An 18,671-nucleotide genomic window follows, 5' to 3' on the forward strand; every position below is an offset into this window, starting at 1 on the left:
TTTTAGACTAGGGGCTTGAACTTAAATTAGAAAAAAAAGAATGGACAAGTTGAACAACTACGGCGAAATCGCAAAAGAATACGCGAACAAGTTTATCGATTACCTCCCTACGCTAATCGGTGCGATTGTGCTGCTACTTGTAGGACTATGGGTAATAAAACTCATTGTAAAATATTTAAAGAAACTATTTGACAAAAAAGATTATGATCCAACGCTGGAGAAGTTTACAGTAAATGCTGCCAGCTGGGGTCTCAAGATAATTCTTTTTGTACTTGTTATCACTCAACTTGGTGTAGAGAGTGCATCGCTTGTGGCGGCAATTGGTGCTGCAGGTCTGGCCATTGGTCTTGCTTTGCAGGGATCGCTATCCAATCTTGCCGGTGGAGTGCTTATAATCGTTCTAAAACCATTTAAGGTTGGAGATTGGATCGAAGCTCAGGGAGTTTCTGGTAGCGTTGTAGAGATCTCTTTATTTTACACGAAACTTGATACGTTTGGAAACCAGCGAGTGGTAATTCCTAATGGTGAACTAAGCAACGATAATATTACGAATTACAGTTTCAATAAAACGCGTAAGGAGAATCTAAGCTTCGGAATTTCTTATGATGATGATATCAAGAAAGCGAAAGAAGTCCTTACCAATATGGTAATGGAACAGGAGAAAATTTTGAAGGATCCTGCACCACAGATTATTGTTTCTGAACTTGGAGATAGTTCGGTAAACTTCTCTGTGCGATATTTTGCTGAATTGCCAGACTTCTGGGACCTGCACTGGTATATGATCGAGGAAGGTAAAATTAGACTTGAGGAAGCTGGAATGACTATTCCTTACCCACAAAGAGATGTTTACCTATATGATCAAACTAAAATGAGAGGAACTGAAAGAGAAAAAAGATCGGCAGAATAATACTTAACCGATCATAAAATCTTTGAGATAATAAGGCTCAAAATAAGCGACATCTTCGGTGTCGCTTATTTTGTACTTTACCTCAGCGATCTCTGTCATTTCTGAAGCCGAAGGGAATTTTTGTTCGTGGAATACAGCATTTTCAGAAGAGATGATCTCCCGGAACTTTGCTACCCCATTCCCTATAAAATGTACTTTCGATTTCTGAAGATATTCCGCAAACGAACTTTCGTCTAAAATTTCAGCATTGGTGTCACGAACCTGGATTAGATCTTCAGAAAAAACAGCAGCATAAACTTCCATCCTTCTGGCATCCAGCATTGCGATCTTCATCCCGGGTTCATTCTTTAATTGATGAACGAGCAGGTCTAGCGTAGGAATCGAAATCAATGGTATATTAAGCGAAAAACATAATCCTTTAGCAGCAGAAACCCCAATTCTTAGACCGGTATAAGAACCTGGTCCTTTGCTAATTGCAATTACGTCCAGATCCTGAAGGTTCTTCCCTGCATCTTTCAATACATCCTGAATGAACAGGTGTAGCTTTTCAGCATGTGAATAACCTTTGGTATTATCTTCTTTAAGACTGATTAGTTTCCCATCAACAGAAAGACCAACTGAGCAGTTGGTCGTTGCTGTTTCAAGACATAATATAGTTGCCAAATCTTTAGAATTTATTCAGCCTCTTCTTCTTCCGTTTTTTCTTTTTTAACCTCGATATCATCTCCGGTATTAAGATTTTTAGTAACGGTATTGTAAGGGCCAGTGATTACTACATCACCTTCTTTCAGGCCATCTGTGATCTCGATCTGAGAATCATCCTGAATTCCGGTTTGCACCACGCGAAGTTTAGCTTTTTGTCCGTCTTTTACAAATACACATTCAAATTTTTCAGTTCCTTCAGTAGCAGGAGCTGTTCCGTAAGTCTTTTTAGTTGCTGTAGTATCAGATTTGATCACGATCGAGCTAATTGGAACTCCAATTACTTTCATTCTCTTATTCGTGATAATATCTACCGTAGCGGTCATTCCTGGTCTGAAAGGAGAGTAACTCTCCGGCTTTCCTTCCATGAGGTCTTCGTAAGACTCCTTCAGAATACGAACTTTCACTTTAAAATTAGTTACCTGGTCTGTGGTTAGGGTATTATCTGCAGTATTAGAAATTTCAGTAACGATTCCTTTGAAATCCTTTCCTAAGTAAGCATCTACTTCAACGATCGTAGAATCACCCACAGCAACTTTTACGATATCATTTTCATTTACATCAACCTCAACTTCCATATTGTCAAGATTTGCTACCCGAAGAATTTCAGTCCCGGCCATTTGCTGAGTACCAACAACTCTTTCTCCAAGCTCTGCATCCAGTTTTGAGATCGTACCGCTCATTGGAGCATAAATATTGGTACGTCCAAGGTTATCGGTTGCTTCAGTTACTGTAGCAGCGCTACTCTGCATGCTGTAGTATGCAGATTCCTTGTTTGCTTCTGCCATTTCATAACTAGAAACGATTCCATCCCATTCAGCTTTTGAGATCACACCTTTATCAAACAAAGTTTTGTTACGATTAAAATCTGCTTCAGCTTGTTTTAAACTAGCCTTTGTCTGTGCGAAATTAGCCTGAGAATTAGAATAACTCGCTCTGGCTCTCTGTACGCTGGATTGGTATATATCAGGATTTACTTTTACCAGAAGGTCTCCTTTTTCCACTAGCTGACCTTCAACTATTGGTAATTCAATGATTTCTCCGGAAACTTCAGAAGAAAGTTTTACCTCAACCTCTGGCTGAATTTTACCTGTTGCCGATACGGTTTCGATAATATCTACCGGTTCAATTTCAGTGATCTCCACTTCTTTGATGTTGGTGGAACTTCCGAACCAACCGGCTTTTTTACCGATAACTAGTGCAACGATTAAAACGATGATGATCCCAAGGATGATGAAAAGTTTCTTCTTATTCATTATTTACAGTTTTAAATCCCTAACCGGAATTCCAAAATAAAGTTCTACAACTTTTAATTTAAAAATATAATCGTATTTGGCTCTTAGCGCCTCTCTTTGAGTATTCTCAAAACGAATCTTCGCCTGGCTAAAGTCGAACGCGTTGGTAAGTCCAACATCATATCGCTCTGTAGCATATTCAAATGCTTTCTCCTGTGCTTCGGAAGCTACCAAAGCAGCTTCATAGGCTTCAAAAGCACCTTTAGCATCTGTATAAGCCTGGTAAACATTCGCTTCCAGATCAAGTTCAGCCTGTTCTAACTGGAATTCAGCTCTTTTCACATTGATCTGATTTCTCTTGACAGCGTTTCTTGTTGAAAATCCATTCAGGAAGGGAACGCTTAACTGGAAACCATAACTTATCCCGTCATTTCTATACAACTGATCAAAAAATGGTAACGGACTTCCTAGTGTTGGTATCGTATTAGGAGCAACTACAATCTGCTCAGTATCCTGCACCAAACCAATTTGTCTTGAAGGCTCCGTTGGATCCAGCACGGCACCAGTGATTCTTCCCTGTCCGGTTTCCCTGGTATTATAGTTAAAGAAAGCTCCTAAAGTTGGTAGGTAAGCTCCTTTAGCCAAAGCAACATCCTGCTCTGCAAGATCTCTGTTAGCCTCCGCTATTTTTAATTCTGAACGTTCTTCTTTTGCTTTCTCGATCACATCGTAAACAGAGTTCGCAAGAATTTCATTTCCGAAGACCGCGTAATCACGATCTACAATATCAAAACTTTGATAGTCTCTAATCCCTAAAGTTTGTGCTAAACCAATAAGCGATATTTGTATCTGGTTTTCAGCAAGAATGATTCGTTGCTTCTCATCTGCCATGGTAGCTTTAATCTCCAGAAGGTCACCCTGAGGTAATACACCTGCATCAACCAGATCCTGAGTTCGCGTTAATTGTTCTTTGGTAACTTCATTTTGAGCCTGTAGAACATCAAGATTTTGTTTGCTGAACAATACCTGCAAGTAGGCATCTGCAACGAACAAGGCGATATCATCCTCCATTTTGTCCAGCGAATACTGGCTGGCCAGTCTTGAGATCTTAGCTCTTTGTAATTGTTTGAAATTTCGAAGTCCGTCAAAAATTGTAAGACCTGCAGTTAAGTTAGCAGAGAAGTTTCTTACTGTCTGATTCTGAAGGATTCCCGTGGTAACATTCTGAGTAAGACCGGTATTCCATGCATTGGTAGCCTGGCCGTTAATACTTGGAATAAAATTACCCAGTGCATCCAGTTTCTCGATTTCAGAGAGTTCAAGATCAAGTTCAGATTGTTTAACCTGAATATTATTTTGCAATGCGTACTCCACACATTCTTCCAGTGTCCACTCTTTCTGCTGCGCATTCATCATTCCGCAGAAAAGAAAGAGGGTAACAAGTAAACTATAATTCTTCATAATATAATTCTGTATGATATGTCTGTAAAAGGTACAGGTTGTTACACCTAAAAATTAAATTCTAGTTTTGAGCAATATTTGTAGGAGCCTTAAGCTGGTTCCAAACTTTGATCTTATCGCCCATTTTCAGGCCTTCAGTCACCTCTACATTAATTCCGTCACTTACTCCAAGTTCAATTTCTCTACGTTCAAATTCCTGGTCACCCGTCATGATCTCTACATATGGCTTCTTGCTCTCATCATCAAATTGCACAAGTGCTTCCTTGATCGCAAGTACATCTGTGGCTTTCGCAAGAATAATGGATGCATTCGCACTAAGTCCAGCTCTAATAAATGTAGTATCTGCTTTGTTCAGCGTTCCTTTGATCTCAAATTGTATCGCACCGTTCTCCTCTACTCCTTTTGGAGCTATATAATCAAGTACAGCATCGAAAGATTTATTTTCAATCGCACCAACGGTTACTTCAAGCGGAAGATCTTCCTTGATCTTTCCAACTTCACTCTCATCGACTTTCCCTTCAAAGATCATCTCGTTCACATCGGCAAGCGTTGCGATCGTGGTCCCATCGTTAAAATTATTACTTTCAATTACCTGGTTTCCAGTTTTCACAGGAACATCCAGCACCATTCCTTCTACCGTGGATCGTACAAGGGTATTTGCCGCACTTCCAATTCCACTGGTGGTACCGGTTCTTACGATCTCATAATTTTGTTGTGCTGAACGATAATTTTGTTCACTTCTCTGGTAAGAAACTTCAGCAGCATCATAGTCATTGGCAGAGATCACGCCTTTATCATAAAGCTCTTTCTGTCTTTGATACACTTTCTTTTCGTTATCAAGATTGATACGGGCAGTTGCCACATTATCTTTCGCGCTTTGCAGTGATGATACATTTGGTATAACGCGAATTTTAGCAATTAGATCCCCTTGTTTGATCTTGTCACCAGCCTCGATATATATCTCATCGATGATTCCTGAAATATTTGGCTTGATAAGCACTTCTTCCTTCGGAACAATTTTTCCGGTTGCTACAGTTTTCTTGATAATAGTTTGTTCTGAAGGCTCCTCAGTTTGATAGACAATTGGATCTTCTTCACTTTTTTGATAGAGATAATAAAGTGCCCCAACGAAGGTCACTGCTATTAAAACTAAAATTCCGATGGTTACAAATTTTTTCATTTCTTGATTGTGTTTCTATTTACTAACTATTCTGTACGCAGAGCGTCCACAGGTTTTACTTTGATGGCGTGCTGTGCAGGTATAAGGCCGGCCAGAAGACCAGAGATTATTAAAATACTAAGGGCTACGATCACCACTCCCAGGTCTACGGAAGGGTTTAAGAACATCATTTCTGAAGTATCCATCTGGTCCAGCTGGAAATTGACCAGCCAGATCACACCGGTAGCAAGAATGATCCCACTCATTCCTGAAATGATGGTAAGAAATATAGACTCCATCAGGATCTGCCCTCTTATAGACCATGGCGTTGCTCCCAGAGCACGTCTTACTCCAATTTCATTGGTACGTTCTTTTACCACAATGAGCATAATATTGCTAATCCCGATAATTCCTGAAAGCAATACCAGTACTCCTACGAAATAGGCTACCGCCTTAAGGGCTACAAAAAGTCCGTTTACTTTAGAAAATTCCTCGTAAAGGTCAAAATTACCCACCGCGCGATCATCTTCCGGATGTATCTTATGACGTTCCTTAACCAGGTCGATAATATCTCCCTTAAGAGCCGTGATACTATTATTGTCTTTTGCGGTAATGGCCATCCAGCCTACTTTATTCCCACGATTAAAAGCCTGGGAAAAAGCTGTAAAAGGAACAAATATCTCTTTCTGACCTTCCTCGGCATCACCACCCCGACTTTTCTTCTTGTAAGTTCCAATCACCATGAAATTCACTCCACTAATCTTGATATAAGTTCCAAGCGGATCTTCTCCCTTATCATATAGAGCAGCCTGCACACCGGTTCCTATTACGGCAACCTTCCTTTTCTGATCAATATCTGAATGGTTCACGAACCTGCCAGAAGTGATATCCATAGGTTCCTGCTGAATGATTTCTGGATAATCTCCGTACACATTGAATGCACCGGTATTTAAGCCACGTACCACATTGTTATCGCCACCAAAACCACCAAGCTGATTTCGAGGTGAGACAAACCTGAGGTCTGGCACCTCTCTCTCGATAGCCGCAACGTCTTCTACTTCAAAACTGTAGAATCTTCCTTTCGGCATTCCTTTATAAGGTCTTGAAGCTACCTGTGTCCACATGAACATGGTATTGGTTGCAATACCACCAAAACCCTGTTTTACACCATTCTCCAATCCTTTTCCTGCAGCTAGCAGGATGACAAGGATAAATATTCCCCATAAAACTCCAAAAGCAGTCATCAGGGTTCTAAACCAGTTCGAGGTTAGCGCTTCTATAATTTCATTCCAACGATCTCTACTAAACATACTATTCGTCTCTTAGTGCTACAATTGGTTTGATCCTGGCTGCTCTCCAGGCCGGGAAGAATCCCGCCAGTGCTCCTGCTATCACAAGAATAAACACCGTATTGATCGCTACCGTAAAATTAACGGTTGGGTTATAAATATATTGGGTTTCGATCATTGGGCCCACAAATTCCAGGAGTGCGAGACTAAATATGAGTCCGAGGAAACCGGCAATGGCCGTTACAAAGATCGATTCATGAAGCACCATTCCGATAATCGAAAGTGGCTGAGCTCCTAATGCTTTCCTTACGCCAATTTCACGGGTTCGTTCTTTCACGATTATAAGCATGATATTACTCACCCCAACAACTCCCGCGATAATGGTACAAACACCAACACCCCAGAAGAATAATTTGATCATATCCATTAGAGTGAAAAAGCGTTTCGCATTTTCCAGTGAGTTATTTACGTAGATGGCACTATTATCATCTGGTGCAACGGTATGACGCTCCTTTAAGAACTGGTCCAGTTCTGCAGTAAATTGTGTGGAGGCAGCTACCGACTTGTCAAAATCATCTTCAGGTTTGAGCGTGAGATACATTCTGGCAATATCGTTTCCACCACCAAAAGCTTTCTGAGCAGTGGTAATTGGCACAATAGCGCGAGATTCTTCACGTTCTCCTCCGGGATCGGTGTAAACTCCAACAATTTTAAAGTTCACTCCGGAAACCTGCACGTATTTACCAATAGGATCTTCATCCTTAAAAAGATCGAGCTTGATTCGCTGACCTATGACCATATTCTTTTCTGAATTATCTAGGTCTGGTATATTGATAAATCGACCTGTAGTAAGAGTGTTATTTTCCAGAACCTGGTAGCTGGGAAAACTTCCGTAGACCTGGTAGGAACCAGATTCTTTCCCGTAAGTGAGCACCTGTCCCCATTGCTGATATAACGAAGCGCTTTTATCAAGTTTATCGCCGTAAAGTCTTAGAATCTGATCGTAGTCTTCATTTTTAAACTGAATGCGTCTTCCTGGGTTCAGTCCTTTATATTCTTTTGAAGTCATTCCTGGATAAACCAGCATTAAATTTGCAGCATCCTGCTCAAATTCGCGGGCAATTCCATTTCTCATTCCTTCACCAATTCCAAGCAGGATCACCAGGATAAAAATTCCTGATGCTACCGAAAGTCCAGTTAAGAACGTGCGTAACTTATTTTTTCGGATGGTTTCAAAGATCTCATCCCAACGATCAAGATCAAACATTTTCTGAAGCTCTTATTTGTGAAACCAAAGTATCTTCAATGATCAAACCGTCCTTAAGATTTACGATCCTTTTAGTCATCTGGGCGATATCATTTTCATGAGTTACCACCAGTATAGTTCTTCCTTCATCATTGATCTTCTGAATGAGATCCATCACTTCATAGGAAGTTTTTGTATCTAAAGCACCTGTAGGCTCATCTGCCAGCAAGACTTTTGGATCGCTCGCCAGTGCCCTGGCAATGGCGACACGTTGCTTCTGTCCACCTGAAAGTTCATTAGGTAAATGGCCAGCCCATTTAGCCAGGCCTACCTTCTCCAGGTAACTCATCGCTTTGTCCATACGTTCACCGCGAGGCAAACCCTGGTAATAAAGCGGAAGTGCTACGTTATCCAATGCAGATTTATAGCTTATCAAATTGAAAGACTGGAAGATGAAACCCAGAAATTTATTCCGATACTTCGCTGCTTGTTTCTCGCTAAGCCCTTTAATGGGAACTCCATCGAGAATGTAGGAGCCTTCATCGGCTTCATCCAGCATTCCCAGAATATTTAGTAATGTAGATTTTCCGGAACCTGAAGAGCCCATAATGGAAACGAGTTCACCTTCAGCAACCTCGAAATTGATCCCTTTGAGCACGTGCAATGAATTCGCACCCATTTTATAGGATTTGTGAAGATTGGTAATATTGATCATGATTGATGGTTATTAAACAGAAGAACCTGTCTTCTATTCAATAAGACTATCAAAAAAATGAAATGTTACAATAATGTTAGGGAAAGTGTAATTCTTAAACTTAAGTTTACATTACAAAAGAGTCTAAGCTTCTTCTTTTTCTCTTCTTTTCCAGGTGCGATAAATGAAGTAACCAATCCCACCAATGAGTAAATATGGAAATATCATGAGATATAGAATACCATCGTTAATTCCCTTTGCGGTACTTTGATCACCTTCACTTTCCAGCACAGCCCGACACATGGAGCATTGAGCTTCAGCAGTTTCAGGAATTAAAAGAAATGCTGCAAATAGAATGCTTATAATAAGTAGTTTCTTCATATTCAGTCTCTTAATCTCACCAAATTATAAATTTCCGAAGAGATTTAATAATACGGCATCATAAATAAAAATACCAGTACACCGGTAACGGCTACGTATAACCAGATTGGGAATGTCCATCTTGCTATCTTCGAGTGCTTGTCGTATTCTCCACTCAAGCCTCTATACATTGTAAATAAAACCAGCGGCACTATGATTCCGGATAGTATAATATGGGAAACAAGTATAAAGAAATAGACATATCTCAAAATTCCTTCTCCTCCATAAGGCACCGGTTCGTTACTGATCTTTGAAAGCACATAGCTCACCAGGAAAACTACAGAAAGACCAAATGCAGCGATCATAGTATTCCTGTGTGCTAAAAAGTTGTCTGCCTTCATGAAGAAATATCCAACAACCAGTAAAATTGCGGTTAGGAAATTCAGTACACCATGAAAGAGCGGAAATGTCATCGAATCGGCGCCAAAGATGTTGTAACGCTCTGGTAATAACATAAGAACTACAACAATGGCAGGAACGGCGATAGAGAGTCCTATAATCACAGGAACGGCGATCTTATCTGAAGTGTTCAGGGAAGTTTTCAAAGTAAGTTATTTATATCTTCAATTAATATTTCGATCTGCGGTTCTTCCTGATCTCCAGTGACCGACTTATTTCGTTCTACAGAACCACGGTAATAGATAATCGGATTACCAAAATTATCCTCTCTGGACCTAATATAACCTTCCTGATCTACTAGAGCGAACCAGCCCTGATGAGCAAATCCTCCAGCTTCAGATGCATCTTCACCAGCATAAATACCGAATCCTTTATTAGCCACCTGGTAGATCTTTTCGCGATCTCCAGTGAGCAAGTTCCAGTCTGGATCTGTAATTCCATACTTATCGGCATACTCAGTGAGCACCTCTGGAGTATCATGCTCGGGATCTATGGAAAATGATGCGATCCCAAAATTGGAAGCATCTTTGAACTCATCCTGTATCTCGACTAAATTTTTATTCATGATCGGGCAAATGGTAGGACAGGTTGTAAAGAAGAATTCTGCCACATATACTTTACCAGCATAATTTTTATTGGTGATCGTATCGCCGTCCTGATTTACAAAACTAAATTGAGGTGCTTTTTTTCGCTCTCCATCAATTTCAAGGTAAACCAGAGGAACATCGGTCTTAGTACGTTTTTTATCAGTTGTTTTATTCAGGCGATCTGCTTTAACGATCTCATTATCACTAATTCTATCTATGATCTTCGGGATAAAAATGATCCCGAAAACCAGGATGATCAGTGAAATTCCTATATATGAGTAGTTTTTCATTAGATCTTATCGTTTCGATTGTTACGCTTTAAAGCCAGACGATACTCTGCAAGGATAACTTTTACGTCATCGTTCATTTTGTTATTCAGTTCTGCTACATCACGTGAGTCATACCCATAAAGTTCACCGTTATCTTCATCGTCATCACGGCCACGAAGATTACGATCTTTATCTACGATGTAAACATATGGCGTGTATTGATCCTGATCGAGTTTATGCGGACTGGCAAAACTTTCAAAAACTGTTTCTATCTCTTCGGAAGTTGCATAAGCTATCTTCCATTTCGAAGATTCGCTGATCTTTTTAAATTCTTCAATAAAGTTCCCGGTATCTTCTTTAGTTTCCGAAGGAAGGATTAATACAAATTGAAAATCGTCGAAGTCGTAATATTTTTCAAGTATTTTTTTGTCAAGATTGAAGGTATTGCCTTTGATCTTTTCGAGATCTGATCCAAAGAAGGCGACAACTGTGATATGCTCATCAAAACTAAGCACACTATCGGTATTGGTTTCCATTCCGGAGATATCCGTTACATTTTCTGTGAGAACAGGTAACCTGGCGAAGTTGTTCTTGCCAGAAGCAAAGAACAAATATGCGGTGATTGGAAGGGCGAATAAAATACCAAGAACTAGAAACTTCTTCATAGCAATGAGATGCTTTACAGACGGGTACAAAAATAAAAAGACGGTTTTATAAAACCGCCTTTTCCAATGCTTTTAACTTTTGTTAGAAGTCCCAGGCTACATGCCCGCTCTTATATACTTCGTAGATATATCCACCTTCAGTAAGAAGGATAAAAATCAGGTAAGAAATAAGGAAAATAGACGTCCATACGATCGCTCTTCTAAGCCCTTTAGTTTCATGTTCAAGGTGCATAAAAGACCAGGCGATATAATACGCTTTATAGATCGTAAGTATGATAAAGATCCAGTTAAGTAATCTCATTCCTAAGAACATGGTGTCTGTTAGGAAAGCAGGCTTAATAATTCCAAGAATTACTTCTGCGATTGTTACTACTGAAAGTATTGCGAAAACAAACCAGATCCTTTTAGTTGCAGATCCTTCATGTGTTGTATCGTGAGCCATAATAATTTATTTCAGAATTAAACCAGGTAAAAGAATGTAAATACAAATACCCAAACTAAGTCTACAAAGTGCCAGTAAAGACCAACTTTTTCAACCATCTCATAACTTCCTCTTCGCTCGTAAGTTCCAATGACTACGTTAAAGAAGATGATGATATTGATAATGATCCCGGAAAGCACGTGAAACCCGTGAAAACCAGTGATAAAGAAGAAAAAGTCTGCAAATAATGGTGGTCCATACTCATTTTGAGTAAGGTTAGCACCTTCTACAGTTCCAACAGCTTCAGTATCCAGCTTAGCCAGAGACTCATCTCTACTTAGGATGGTTTTCTCGTTATCTTCGGTAAATGTTTGTGTTCTAATTAGAAGATCTTCATTCGCTGCAAAACCAGCTTTGATCTCATCAAGTGAATAGGTTGGTAGCTCAGCTCCAGAATCAAACCAGATCCCGGTGTTCGCTTCATGCTCTACTCTATCGCCTTCAATTGGAACTGCGATCTCAGATAATGCTACACGATGACCTTCACCATCTACGAATTGAAGGATGTTACCACCTTTAGTAGTTACAGCTCCATATTCTCCGCTAATAAAATTCTTCCACTCCCAGGCTTGTGATCCCACGAATATAATTCCACCAATAATGGTAAGAAACATATATAGCGTAACCTTAGCTTTCTTCATATGATGTCCTGCATCTACAGCAAGTACCATAGTTACCGAAGAAAATATTAAAATGAACGTCATCAACGCCACGTAATACATTGGAGCGTCTACTCCATGCAAGAACGGGAAGTGATTGAAAACCTCATCCGCAATTGGCCAGGAATCAATAAATTTAAAGCGTGAAAAACCATAAGCGGCAAGAAACCCTGAAAATGTTAAAGCATCAGATAGGATGAAGAACCACATCATCATCTTACCATAACTAGCTTTTAGTGGATCATTACCACCACCCCAGGTTTTTCCTTCAGTGCCTGTTCTAACAACAGTAGCCTCCATAGAAGTGTTTTAATGTTAAAGGATGCGCAAAAATACGCAATTTTATTATTTAAAGAAATATAAAAAGATAATCAGGTAAATCCACAGAAAATCAACAAAGTGCCAGAAAGTTGCACCAAGCTCAAATCCAAGCATTTGACCTGCATTATAACGTTGTTTAAAATGGTTATAAATTAACACTAAAAGCACTACTAAGCCTATCGCCAGATGGGCTAAATGCGCCAGCACTAATACATAAATAAAGGAGGTTGTAATCGTACTCTCACTACCGGTAAAATAATAACCGGATTGCACTATTTCTGAAAAGCTATAGAACTGGAAAACTACGAATAGAATTGCCAGAATCAACGTTCCAATCAAGAAAGCCGAAGCATTCCTACGATTACCAGATTTTATCGCTTGTTTCGATAACCAGAGGGTGATACTACTTCCTACGATCACCAGTGTACTCCAAAGGAATGAAACTGGAAGTTCAAAGTCGGTTAGCCAGTCTGGTCTGTTCTTACTTACAACATAAGCGCTGGTAAGTCCTGCAAAGGTCATTACCATACTTATGATCCCGAACCAAAGCATCATCTTCTTTGCACGGGCCTGTTTCATTTCGTCTGATCCCTGTGTTAAATCCATTGTCTAATAAATTTATCGAGTACATATACAATTTGCAGCAAGGTGATATAAGACACACTTGCAAACATTAATTTTTTAGCCGCTTCAGCCGTTTTCTCTTTAAAAAGCCTGATTGCGTAATACATCATTCCAAGTCCCAGCAGTAGAATTATGACTCCGGAAACCGGAGTTAAATACAATTTACCGGTAACTCCGAAAACCGGAATTAATGAAACCATAATTGTCCAGCAGGTATATAATATGATCTGGACTGCTGTTCCACGATCACGTTTTCCAGTAGGAAGCATAAAGAATCCACCTTTCTTATAATCATCAAACAACCACCAACCAATTGCCCAGAAATGCGGGAACTGCCAGAAGAACTGAATCATAAACAAAGTACCTGGCTCTATACTAAAGCTTCCTGATGCCGCCACCCAACCTAACATAAATGGGATAGCTCCTGGAAATGCCCCAACAAATACTGCCAATGGTGTCTTCGTTTTCAATGGTGTATAAAGACTCACATACATGAAAATGCTAATAGCACCGAACATTGCGGTTTTTGGATTGATTACGTATAAAACAATCAATCCCAGAACAGTAAAAATACTTGCGATCGTGAATGCTGTGGTCACAGACATTCTTCCTGCCGGCAGCGGACGGTTTTTCGTACGGTCCATAAGGCTGTCCAGGTTTCTTTCAATGATCTGGTTATAAGCATTACTTGCCCCCACCATGAGATATCCACCAATGGCAAGCAAAGTAACAGTCACAAAATCTATGGAATCGGCACCTAAAAAATAACCCGCCACAGAGGAGAAAACCACACTAATGGCCAGCCTCATCTTAGTAATTTCCTTAAAATCTGAGAGTATGGAAGCGTTGGGATTATGTACGCGAGTATTGCTCAAAAAAGCTTTTTTTTAACTTGTGCAAAGATACTCCTTAATTAGGTTTTGGCAAGGCTGGCAATGTGTTAATTTTCAGGGGTGAAAAAGACTAGTAATCAAAATACCAATTGAAAATATCTGTGCGCAATCCAAAGTTGATCCAGGTCGTGGAAATTTCAGAATTTAAAGCAGTATTCACCTGCGGATTAAAATCCCTGTAGATGAAACTTGCAAACAGTTTCAAGTTCGTAGTTGGATTCACAATGTAACCCGCTTCCAATTCAGAATAAAATGAGTTCGTAGTATTCCCCTGCCCTATTTCTACACCGGTTTCAAATGGTCGGGCCTCTTCACTCCTGTAAAGATCCTGACCGTAATAGGCGCCATCTTCAGAAAAATCAAATCCGCGCTTTCCTAGAATCAGTTTCGCGCTGCCGTAATACCGATCTTTTCTATAGCGTGCGATCCCCACAAACTCTCTGAAATTCGCACCCCATAAATGAGACATGGATTGGTTGTTATGTGCATAGTTAAGCGTGATTGAATTATGAGAATAAGTGTAAGGGCGCACCTGGTTATATTCAGCCTGCAAGTACAGATCGTCTACTTTAAAAGCGTTGAAATACTTTAAGCCAATTTGAAAACCTAGTTTATTCTTCCAGCTTCCTTCTCCTCCAAAAACATCTGTTGAAGAAAATTCGTCAATCAACCATTGTCCATACGTATACATCTGGTTCGATATCTTGTATTTTCCTGTGAGCCCAATAATGGCATTTCCACCATCGGCTCCGGTAGCAAATTCTATCGCGCGGTAAAAGATGACAGGATTTAAATAATTTAAATCAAAACCACGATCGTTATCATTCTCCCACATAACCGACTCAAAGAACCCCAGATTAAGACGTTTGGTAAGATTCAGACTCAAATAATGATTTGCGATATATTTTGTTCTAAAGGAGCCGCTATTGGTAACTTCCGGTCGAACATCCCTAAGTGACATCCACGTATTTGTATATTTTATCTTCCAGAACTTGGTATTCAGCTTCAAATAAGGATAAGGAGATGGATTGTCGCTTAGTAAAAGGGAGCGATACCCATCACCAATAAAATTATTCCCATGGCCAAACTGGATATTTATAAATTCTGAAGGAGTAAAGGACAAATAACCTTCTGCAACCGGGTAGTCATACCCATCATTCATAAAAGTTTTAGCTATTCCTCTACCTGGTACGATCGCTGGATCACCTCCGGCAGGACGAATAGATTCAGCAAAATCATTATAATACTGGGCAAATCTTCCCTGACTTTCGTAGATGACTGAATAAAAATTGAATTTTTTACCTAAACCTCCCTGGATAATAAATTCCCGGGTATTGTTATAGGTAAATTCATGCTCTGTCTGTTCAAAATCCTTCCCTATTTGCAAGTCAAATCCGGGATCTATCGTGAACCAATAATCGTCTGTCTGGAACCTAACCAGGTGCTCATTCCAAAGTTTTCGTCCTGCATATGTACTTCGATCCTGCAGCATTTGCTGTCTTTCAGCTTTAAAATCATAGTACTTGTTGACCTCTGTAAACATTAGTGGTTTTGAAGCCGAATGAGAATTGAGACCTATCTGGTTGATCTCAGCATCAAACCGACTATAATATTCATGAGAAAGCGGGATATTGATCTGACTGCTATATCGTGGCTGAGTAAAATCATCAGACTTAATTCTCTCATATTCTTCAAGAATATTGGAGTCTTTGGCTTCTTTCTCCTGGATCACTAACTGGTTGCTCTTTTCTTCGGAAATATCTTCGACAGGATATAAGGTTGAGTTGGAACCAAGCGGTAATTGCAATGGCATCTTAAACTGCATATGAATCGCTCTGCCGTTGTAAGTAGCAGGTTTTAACTGCGGAAGACCTGCAAATACTCTTCTCACTTCTGTTTTCAGTTCTTCGTAGGCAGCATCCAGATAGATCACCTGGAAAAGACCATCTTCATCAACTTCAAAAACTATGGTGATCTTACCGGTATAGTCTTCCGGCACTAAAGATTCCGGTAGTCTGAATTCATCTTTGAACTTCGCCAAAAAGGTATTTTTAAAACAACTTTCCTGATTTGCGTAAGTAACATTGGAGCATTCTTCAAATTCCGGATAGATTTCAGAAACTGTACTCGAATCCTGGGCTGGAACACTTAGACAGAAAAATGTAAAAACAAGAAGCAGGCAGTACTTCATAGGTAAGTAGCAGGTTAATTGGTGCTGTAATATACATAAAACAGAAGTATCCCAAAATAAAAAAATCCCGGACAGAGCCGGGATTTATATGATATTGAGTGGATATTTAGTCCTGTACTTTAAAAGCAATTGGAAGGGAGTACATAACACCTACCGGTTTTCCTCGCTGCTTACCAGGCTTCATTTTAGGAAGACTGTTAATTACTCTAGCAGCTTCTTTCTCAAGTCTAGGGTGTGGAGCACGAGCTCTAACCTGACCAATATTACCTTTTTCGTCAATTCTAAACTGAACGATCACACGGTTAATACCAGAAAGTCCTAACTCAGAACCAAGATCTGTATCGAACTCCTTGTTCACATACTTACTGATCTTTTCACTCATACAAGCTTTACGCTCGTTATTGTTTTTTAGATTTTCACATCCCGGGAAGATCGGCACATCTTCAATAACCGCGAATGGTACATCTGCTACCTCTTCTTCTTCAACAGCCTCAACAACTTCTTCTACTTCCACGATCTCATCAAGGTTGGTCTCTGTAGACTGGATCTCATCCTCTTCTACTTCTTCCTCATCTTCTACAACCTCGATAACTTCCGGTGCTGGTGGTGGAGGTGGAGGTGGTGGAGGTGTGTTCAACATCTCCGTAATTGGCACATCCTCTTCATCAAGTTCGTCCATATTCAATTGACCGATGTCAACAGCTTCAGGATCATATGTCTTCCATTCTATTGCCCGCCAGGTTATTAGCAAAACAAGAATAAGACCTAACTGCAAATAAAGAGTTCGGTTTCTATTTAAATCAGCTTTTGGATTTTTCTTAGGTTCCATAATGCGTTTAGTTGTTAAGGGTTGCTAAAATAAAGATTTTTTCTAAAAAACTAAATTAATCTGATAGAATAAGTAATTAATCTACCGCTAATTTTCAGTATAAGCTCAAGACTATTGAACTTTAAACCGAATCGGGATGGCATAAGAGACCGGCACTGCCTTTCCTCTTTGCTTTCCAGGTTTCATTCTAGGCAGTTTCGAGATCACCCGTTTAGCCTCTTCTTCAAGCTTGGGATGAGGAGCTCGTGCCTGCACCTGTTCGATTTCACCCTGAGTATTTACTACGAACAAAACGGTCACCAGGTTCATTCCCGTTAGCCCTAGTTTCTCTCCGAGTCTGGTATCGAATTCTTTTCCAACGAACCTGCTAATTTTCTCACTCATACAGCTCTTCCTGTCTGCATTATTGTCCAGATCCTCACAACCTGGAAATAATGGAACATCTTCAATAAATTTAAATGGGACCGTTTCAACAACTTCATCAGGCTCTGCGTCAATAATATCTTCAGGTTCCACAATATCATCCAGATTGATCTCAGTGGGAGCTATTTCATCTTCCTCTACATCTGCATCGTCTGGAGCAATTTTAATTTCCGGAGGCTCTACTGGCGGCGGCGGAGGTGGCGGTGTTTGATCATAAACGGTTACAGGAACTTCCTCCTGGGGTAGATCATCCAGGTTCAGCACATCTTTGCCTGCCTGAGCAGGATCATAAGTTTTCCATTGAAATGCCTGTAGCGTGAAGAATAAGGTTACAATAAGTCCAATTTGAAGAAACAGGACCCAGTTCCGACGAAGATCGGCTTTCGGATTTTTTTTCGGTTTCATAAAAAGCTAGGTTAATAAAGGTTAATTACAAAGAATACCTGCTTTTCAACTTTTTTATGGTGGGCGCCATTACCAGGAAAAAGATGACTGCAAGCAATACACCAGTTGAATTTGCCAGGCCATCCCACCAATCGGGTGTCCTGTAACTGGTTAGAGTTCCCTGTAGAACCTCAATTAACATACCAAATAGAAAACATGCGATAGCCACCCAGTAGAGATTAGGGCGATAACGCGTAAAATCGGTGCTTTTCAGAATAAAAAATAGTTTCCACAAAACACATAAAAACAAATATGCTCCGGCATGGAGCATTTTGTCTGTAGGATCGAAACCACCTACACTTACTTTGAAGTTCATCACGATCAAAGAAAAGTACGTGATGGCACCTGTATAAAGAAGCGCTAAAATTAAAACTAATTTATGCACCTACTACTTCCTGATATTCTTCGGCAGAAAGAAGACCTTCAACTTCAGAAGCGTCTGATAGTTTTATCTTGATCATCCATCCATCACCGTAAGGATCATTATTTACTTTTTCCGGCTCATCTTCAAGACTATCATTAAATTCAATGATCTCTCCTGAAACTGGCATGTAAAGATCTGAAACGGTCTTTACAGCTTCTACCGTTCCAAAAACCTCTTCTTTTTCAAGAGTTTCATCCAAAGTTTCTACCTCAACATATACGATATCCCCAAGCTCACCCTGGGCAAAATCTGTAACTCCGATAGTCGCAGTGTCTCCTTCAATTTTAACCCACTCGTGGTCTTTTGTGTACTTTAATTCTTGTGGAATATTCATGTGCTAGTTTTATCT

General features: G+C 39.9%; 21 protein-coding genes. 1 reads left to right on the forward strand and 20 read right to left on the reverse strand.

Annotated features, from left to right (window positions below; all coding sequences use genetic code 11):
- Positions 1-40 precede the first annotated feature (40 nt).
- Complete coding sequence (locus JM79_RS13970; RefSeq protein ID WP_141878741.1) at positions 41-907, forward strand: mechanosensitive ion channel domain-containing protein; 867 nt, start codon at positions 41-43, stop codon at positions 905-907.
- A gap of 3 nt (positions 908-910) precedes the next feature.
- Here the strand turns inward: JM79_RS13970 and tsaB are convergent, their stop codons facing one another.
- The 20 genes from tsaB to gcvH all read right to left on the reverse strand — a co-directional run bounded on the left by tsaB (position 911) and on the right by gcvH (position 18,656).
- Positions 911-1,570: a tRNA (adenosine(37)-N6)-threonylcarbamoyltransferase complex dimerization subunit type 1 TsaB gene (tsaB, locus tag JM79_RS13975; RefSeq protein WP_141878742.1), complete on the reverse strand. Its 660-nt coding sequence runs from the start codon at positions 1,568-1,570 to the stop codon at positions 911-913.
- Positions 1,571-1,581: 11 nt separating this feature from the next.
- Positions 1,582-2,865: an efflux RND transporter periplasmic adaptor subunit gene (locus tag JM79_RS13980; protein ID WP_141878743.1), complete on the reverse strand. Its 1,284-nt coding sequence runs from the start codon at positions 2,863-2,865 to the stop codon at positions 1,582-1,584.
- Between the two features lie 3 nt (positions 2,866-2,868).
- Positions 2,869-4,305, reverse strand: a complete 1,437-nt coding sequence (locus JM79_RS13985; RefSeq protein ID WP_141878744.1) for a TolC family protein — start codon at positions 4,303-4,305, stop codon at positions 2,869-2,871.
- A 61-nt stretch (positions 4,306-4,366) separates the two neighbouring features.
- The gene (locus tag JM79_RS13990) at positions 4,367-5,485 is read right to left on the reverse strand and encodes an efflux RND transporter periplasmic adaptor subunit (RefSeq protein WP_141878745.1); all 1,119 of its coding nucleotides are present in this window, start codon (positions 5,483-5,485) and stop codon (positions 4,367-4,369) included.
- Positions 5,486-5,511: 26 nt separating this feature from the next.
- The gene (locus JM79_RS13995) at positions 5,512-6,774 is read right to left on the reverse strand and encodes an ABC transporter permease (RefSeq protein ID WP_141878746.1); all 1,263 of its coding nucleotides are present in this window, start codon (positions 6,772-6,774) and stop codon (positions 5,512-5,514) included.
- Between the two features lies 1 nt (position 6,775).
- Positions 6,776-8,020, reverse strand: coding sequence for an ABC transporter permease (locus JM79_RS14000; protein WP_141878747.1), 1,245 nt, complete (start codon positions 8,018-8,020; stop codon positions 6,776-6,778).
- Positions 8,013-8,714, reverse strand: coding sequence for an ABC transporter ATP-binding protein (locus JM79_RS14005; RefSeq protein ID WP_141878748.1), 702 nt, complete (start codon positions 8,712-8,714; stop codon positions 8,013-8,015). Before JM79_RS14005 ends, JM79_RS14000 begins: the two co-directional genes overlap by 8 nt.
- Before the next feature lie 123 nt (positions 8,715-8,837).
- Positions 8,838-9,074, reverse strand: coding sequence for a hypothetical protein (locus JM79_RS14010; RefSeq protein WP_141878749.1), 237 nt, complete (start codon positions 9,072-9,074; stop codon positions 8,838-8,840).
- 44 nt (positions 9,075-9,118) lie between these two features.
- A complete protein-coding gene (locus JM79_RS14015) occupies positions 9,119-9,658 on the reverse strand; it encodes a DUF420 domain-containing protein (RefSeq protein ID WP_141878750.1) in 540 nt (179 codons plus the stop codon).
- The gene (locus JM79_RS14020; protein ID WP_141878751.1) at positions 9,655-10,389 is read right to left on the reverse strand and encodes an SCO family protein; all 735 of its coding nucleotides are present in this window, start codon (positions 10,387-10,389) and stop codon (positions 9,655-9,657) included. The genes JM79_RS14015 and JM79_RS14020 overlap by 4 nt, the downstream gene beginning before the upstream one ends.
- Complete coding sequence (locus JM79_RS14025; RefSeq protein ID WP_141878752.1) at positions 10,389-11,033, reverse strand: hypothetical protein; 645 nt, start codon at positions 11,031-11,033, stop codon at positions 10,389-10,391. Before JM79_RS14025 ends, JM79_RS14020 begins: the two co-directional genes overlap by 1 nt.
- Positions 11,034-11,115: 82 nt before the next feature.
- Positions 11,116-11,475, reverse strand: a complete 360-nt coding sequence (locus JM79_RS14030; protein WP_141878753.1) for a cytochrome C oxidase subunit IV family protein — start codon at positions 11,473-11,475, stop codon at positions 11,116-11,118.
- 17 nt (positions 11,476-11,492) lie between these two features.
- Positions 11,493-12,473: a cytochrome c oxidase subunit 3 gene (locus tag JM79_RS14035; RefSeq protein ID WP_141878754.1), complete on the reverse strand. Its 981-nt coding sequence runs from the start codon at positions 12,471-12,473 to the stop codon at positions 11,493-11,495.
- A 45-nt stretch (positions 12,474-12,518) separates the two neighbouring features.
- On the reverse strand, positions 12,519-13,100 hold the full coding sequence (locus JM79_RS14040; protein ID WP_141878755.1) for a cytochrome c oxidase subunit 3: 582 nt from the start codon (positions 13,098-13,100) through the stop codon (positions 12,519-12,521).
- A complete protein-coding gene (gene cyoE / locus JM79_RS14045; protein WP_141878756.1) occupies positions 13,091-13,993 on the reverse strand; it encodes a heme o synthase in 903 nt (300 codons plus the stop codon). Before cyoE ends, JM79_RS14040 begins: the two co-directional genes overlap by 10 nt.
- Before the next feature lie 88 nt (positions 13,994-14,081).
- A complete protein-coding gene (locus JM79_RS14050; RefSeq protein ID WP_141878757.1) occupies positions 14,082-16,202 on the reverse strand; it encodes a gliding motility protein RemB in 2,121 nt (706 codons plus the stop codon).
- Between the two features lie 106 nt (positions 16,203-16,308).
- Complete coding sequence (locus JM79_RS14055; protein WP_141878758.1) at positions 16,309-17,031, reverse strand: energy transducer TonB; 723 nt, start codon at positions 17,029-17,031, stop codon at positions 16,309-16,311.
- 111 nt (positions 17,032-17,142) lie between these two features.
- The gene (locus JM79_RS14060) at positions 17,143-17,859 is read right to left on the reverse strand and encodes an energy transducer TonB (protein WP_141878759.1); all 717 of its coding nucleotides are present in this window, start codon (positions 17,857-17,859) and stop codon (positions 17,143-17,145) included.
- Between the two features lie 25 nt (positions 17,860-17,884).
- Positions 17,885-18,283 carry a VanZ family protein gene (locus JM79_RS14065; RefSeq protein WP_260443446.1) on the reverse strand — a complete coding sequence of 133 codons (399 nt, stop codon included), beginning with the start codon at positions 18,281-18,283 and terminating at the stop codon, positions 17,885-17,887.
- Positions 18,276-18,656 (reverse strand): glycine cleavage system protein GcvH, encoded by a 381-nt coding sequence (gcvH, locus tag JM79_RS14070; protein WP_141878760.1) that lies wholly within the window; start codon positions 18,654-18,656, stop codon positions 18,276-18,278. Before gcvH ends, JM79_RS14065 begins: the two co-directional genes overlap by 8 nt.
- Positions 18,657-18,671: the final 15 nt, after the last annotated feature.

The organism is Gramella sp. Hel_I_59, assembly GCF_006714895.1.
Taxonomy (GTDB): domain Bacteria; phylum Bacteroidota; class Bacteroidia; order Flavobacteriales; family Flavobacteriaceae; genus Christiangramia.

Excerpts from the sequence above, each read along its gene's own strand:
- JM79_RS14030 (WP_141878753.1), bottom strand. The coding sequence starts at position 11,475 with ATGGCTCACGATACAACACATGAAGGATCTGCAACTAAAAGGATCTGG.
- JM79_RS14035 (WP_141878754.1), bottom strand. The coding sequence starts at position 12,473 with ATGGAGGCTACTGTTGTTAGAACAGGCACTGAAGGAAAAACCTGGGGT.
- JM79_RS14060 (WP_141878759.1), bottom strand. The coding sequence starts at position 17,859 with ATGAAACCGAAAAAAAATCCGAAAGCCGATCTTCGTCGGAACTGGGTC.
- JM79_RS13970 (WP_141878741.1), top strand. The coding sequence starts at position 41 with ATGGACAAGTTGAACAACTACGGCGAAATCGCAAAAGAATACGCGAAC.
- JM79_RS13990 (WP_141878745.1), bottom strand. The coding sequence starts at position 5,485 with ATGAAAAAATTTGTAACCATCGGAATTTTAGTTTTAATAGCAGTGACC.
- JM79_RS14000 (WP_141878747.1), bottom strand. The coding sequence starts at position 8,020 with ATGTTTGATCTTGATCGTTGGGATGAGATCTTTGAAACCATCCGAAAA.
- JM79_RS13995 (WP_141878746.1), bottom strand. The coding sequence starts at position 6,774 with ATGTTTAGTAGAGATCGTTGGAATGAAATTATAGAAGCGCTAACCTCG.
- JM79_RS14010 (WP_141878749.1), bottom strand. The coding sequence starts at position 9,074 with ATGAAGAAACTACTTATTATAAGCATTCTATTTGCAGCATTTCTTTTA.
- JM79_RS14055 (WP_141878758.1), bottom strand. The coding sequence starts at position 17,031 with ATGGAACCTAAGAAAAATCCAAAAGCTGATTTAAATAGAAACCGAACT.
- JM79_RS14020 (WP_141878751.1), bottom strand. The coding sequence starts at position 10,389 with ATGAAAAACTACTCATATATAGGAATTTCACTGATCATCCTGGTTTTC.
- JM79_RS14025 (WP_141878752.1), bottom strand. The coding sequence starts at position 11,033 with ATGAAGAAGTTTCTAGTTCTTGGTATTTTATTCGCCCTTCCAATCACC.
- JM79_RS14050 (WP_141878757.1), bottom strand. The coding sequence starts at position 16,202 with ATGAAGTACTGCCTGCTTCTTGTTTTTACATTTTTCTGTCTAAGTGTT.
- gcvH (WP_141878760.1), bottom strand. The coding sequence starts at position 18,656 with ATGAATATTCCACAAGAATTAAAGTACACAAAAGACCACGAGTGGGTT.
- JM79_RS13980 (WP_141878743.1), bottom strand. The coding sequence starts at position 2,865 with ATGAATAAGAAGAAACTTTTCATCATCCTTGGGATCATCATCGTTTTA.
- JM79_RS13985 (WP_141878744.1), bottom strand. The coding sequence starts at position 4,305 with ATGAAGAATTATAGTTTACTTGTTACCCTCTTTCTTTTCTGCGGAATG.
- JM79_RS14005 (WP_141878748.1), bottom strand. The coding sequence starts at position 8,714 with ATGATCAATATTACCAATCTTCACAAATCCTATAAAATGGGTGCGAAT.
- JM79_RS14040 (WP_141878755.1), bottom strand. The coding sequence starts at position 13,100 with ATGGATTTAACACAGGGATCAGACGAAATGAAACAGGCCCGTGCAAAG.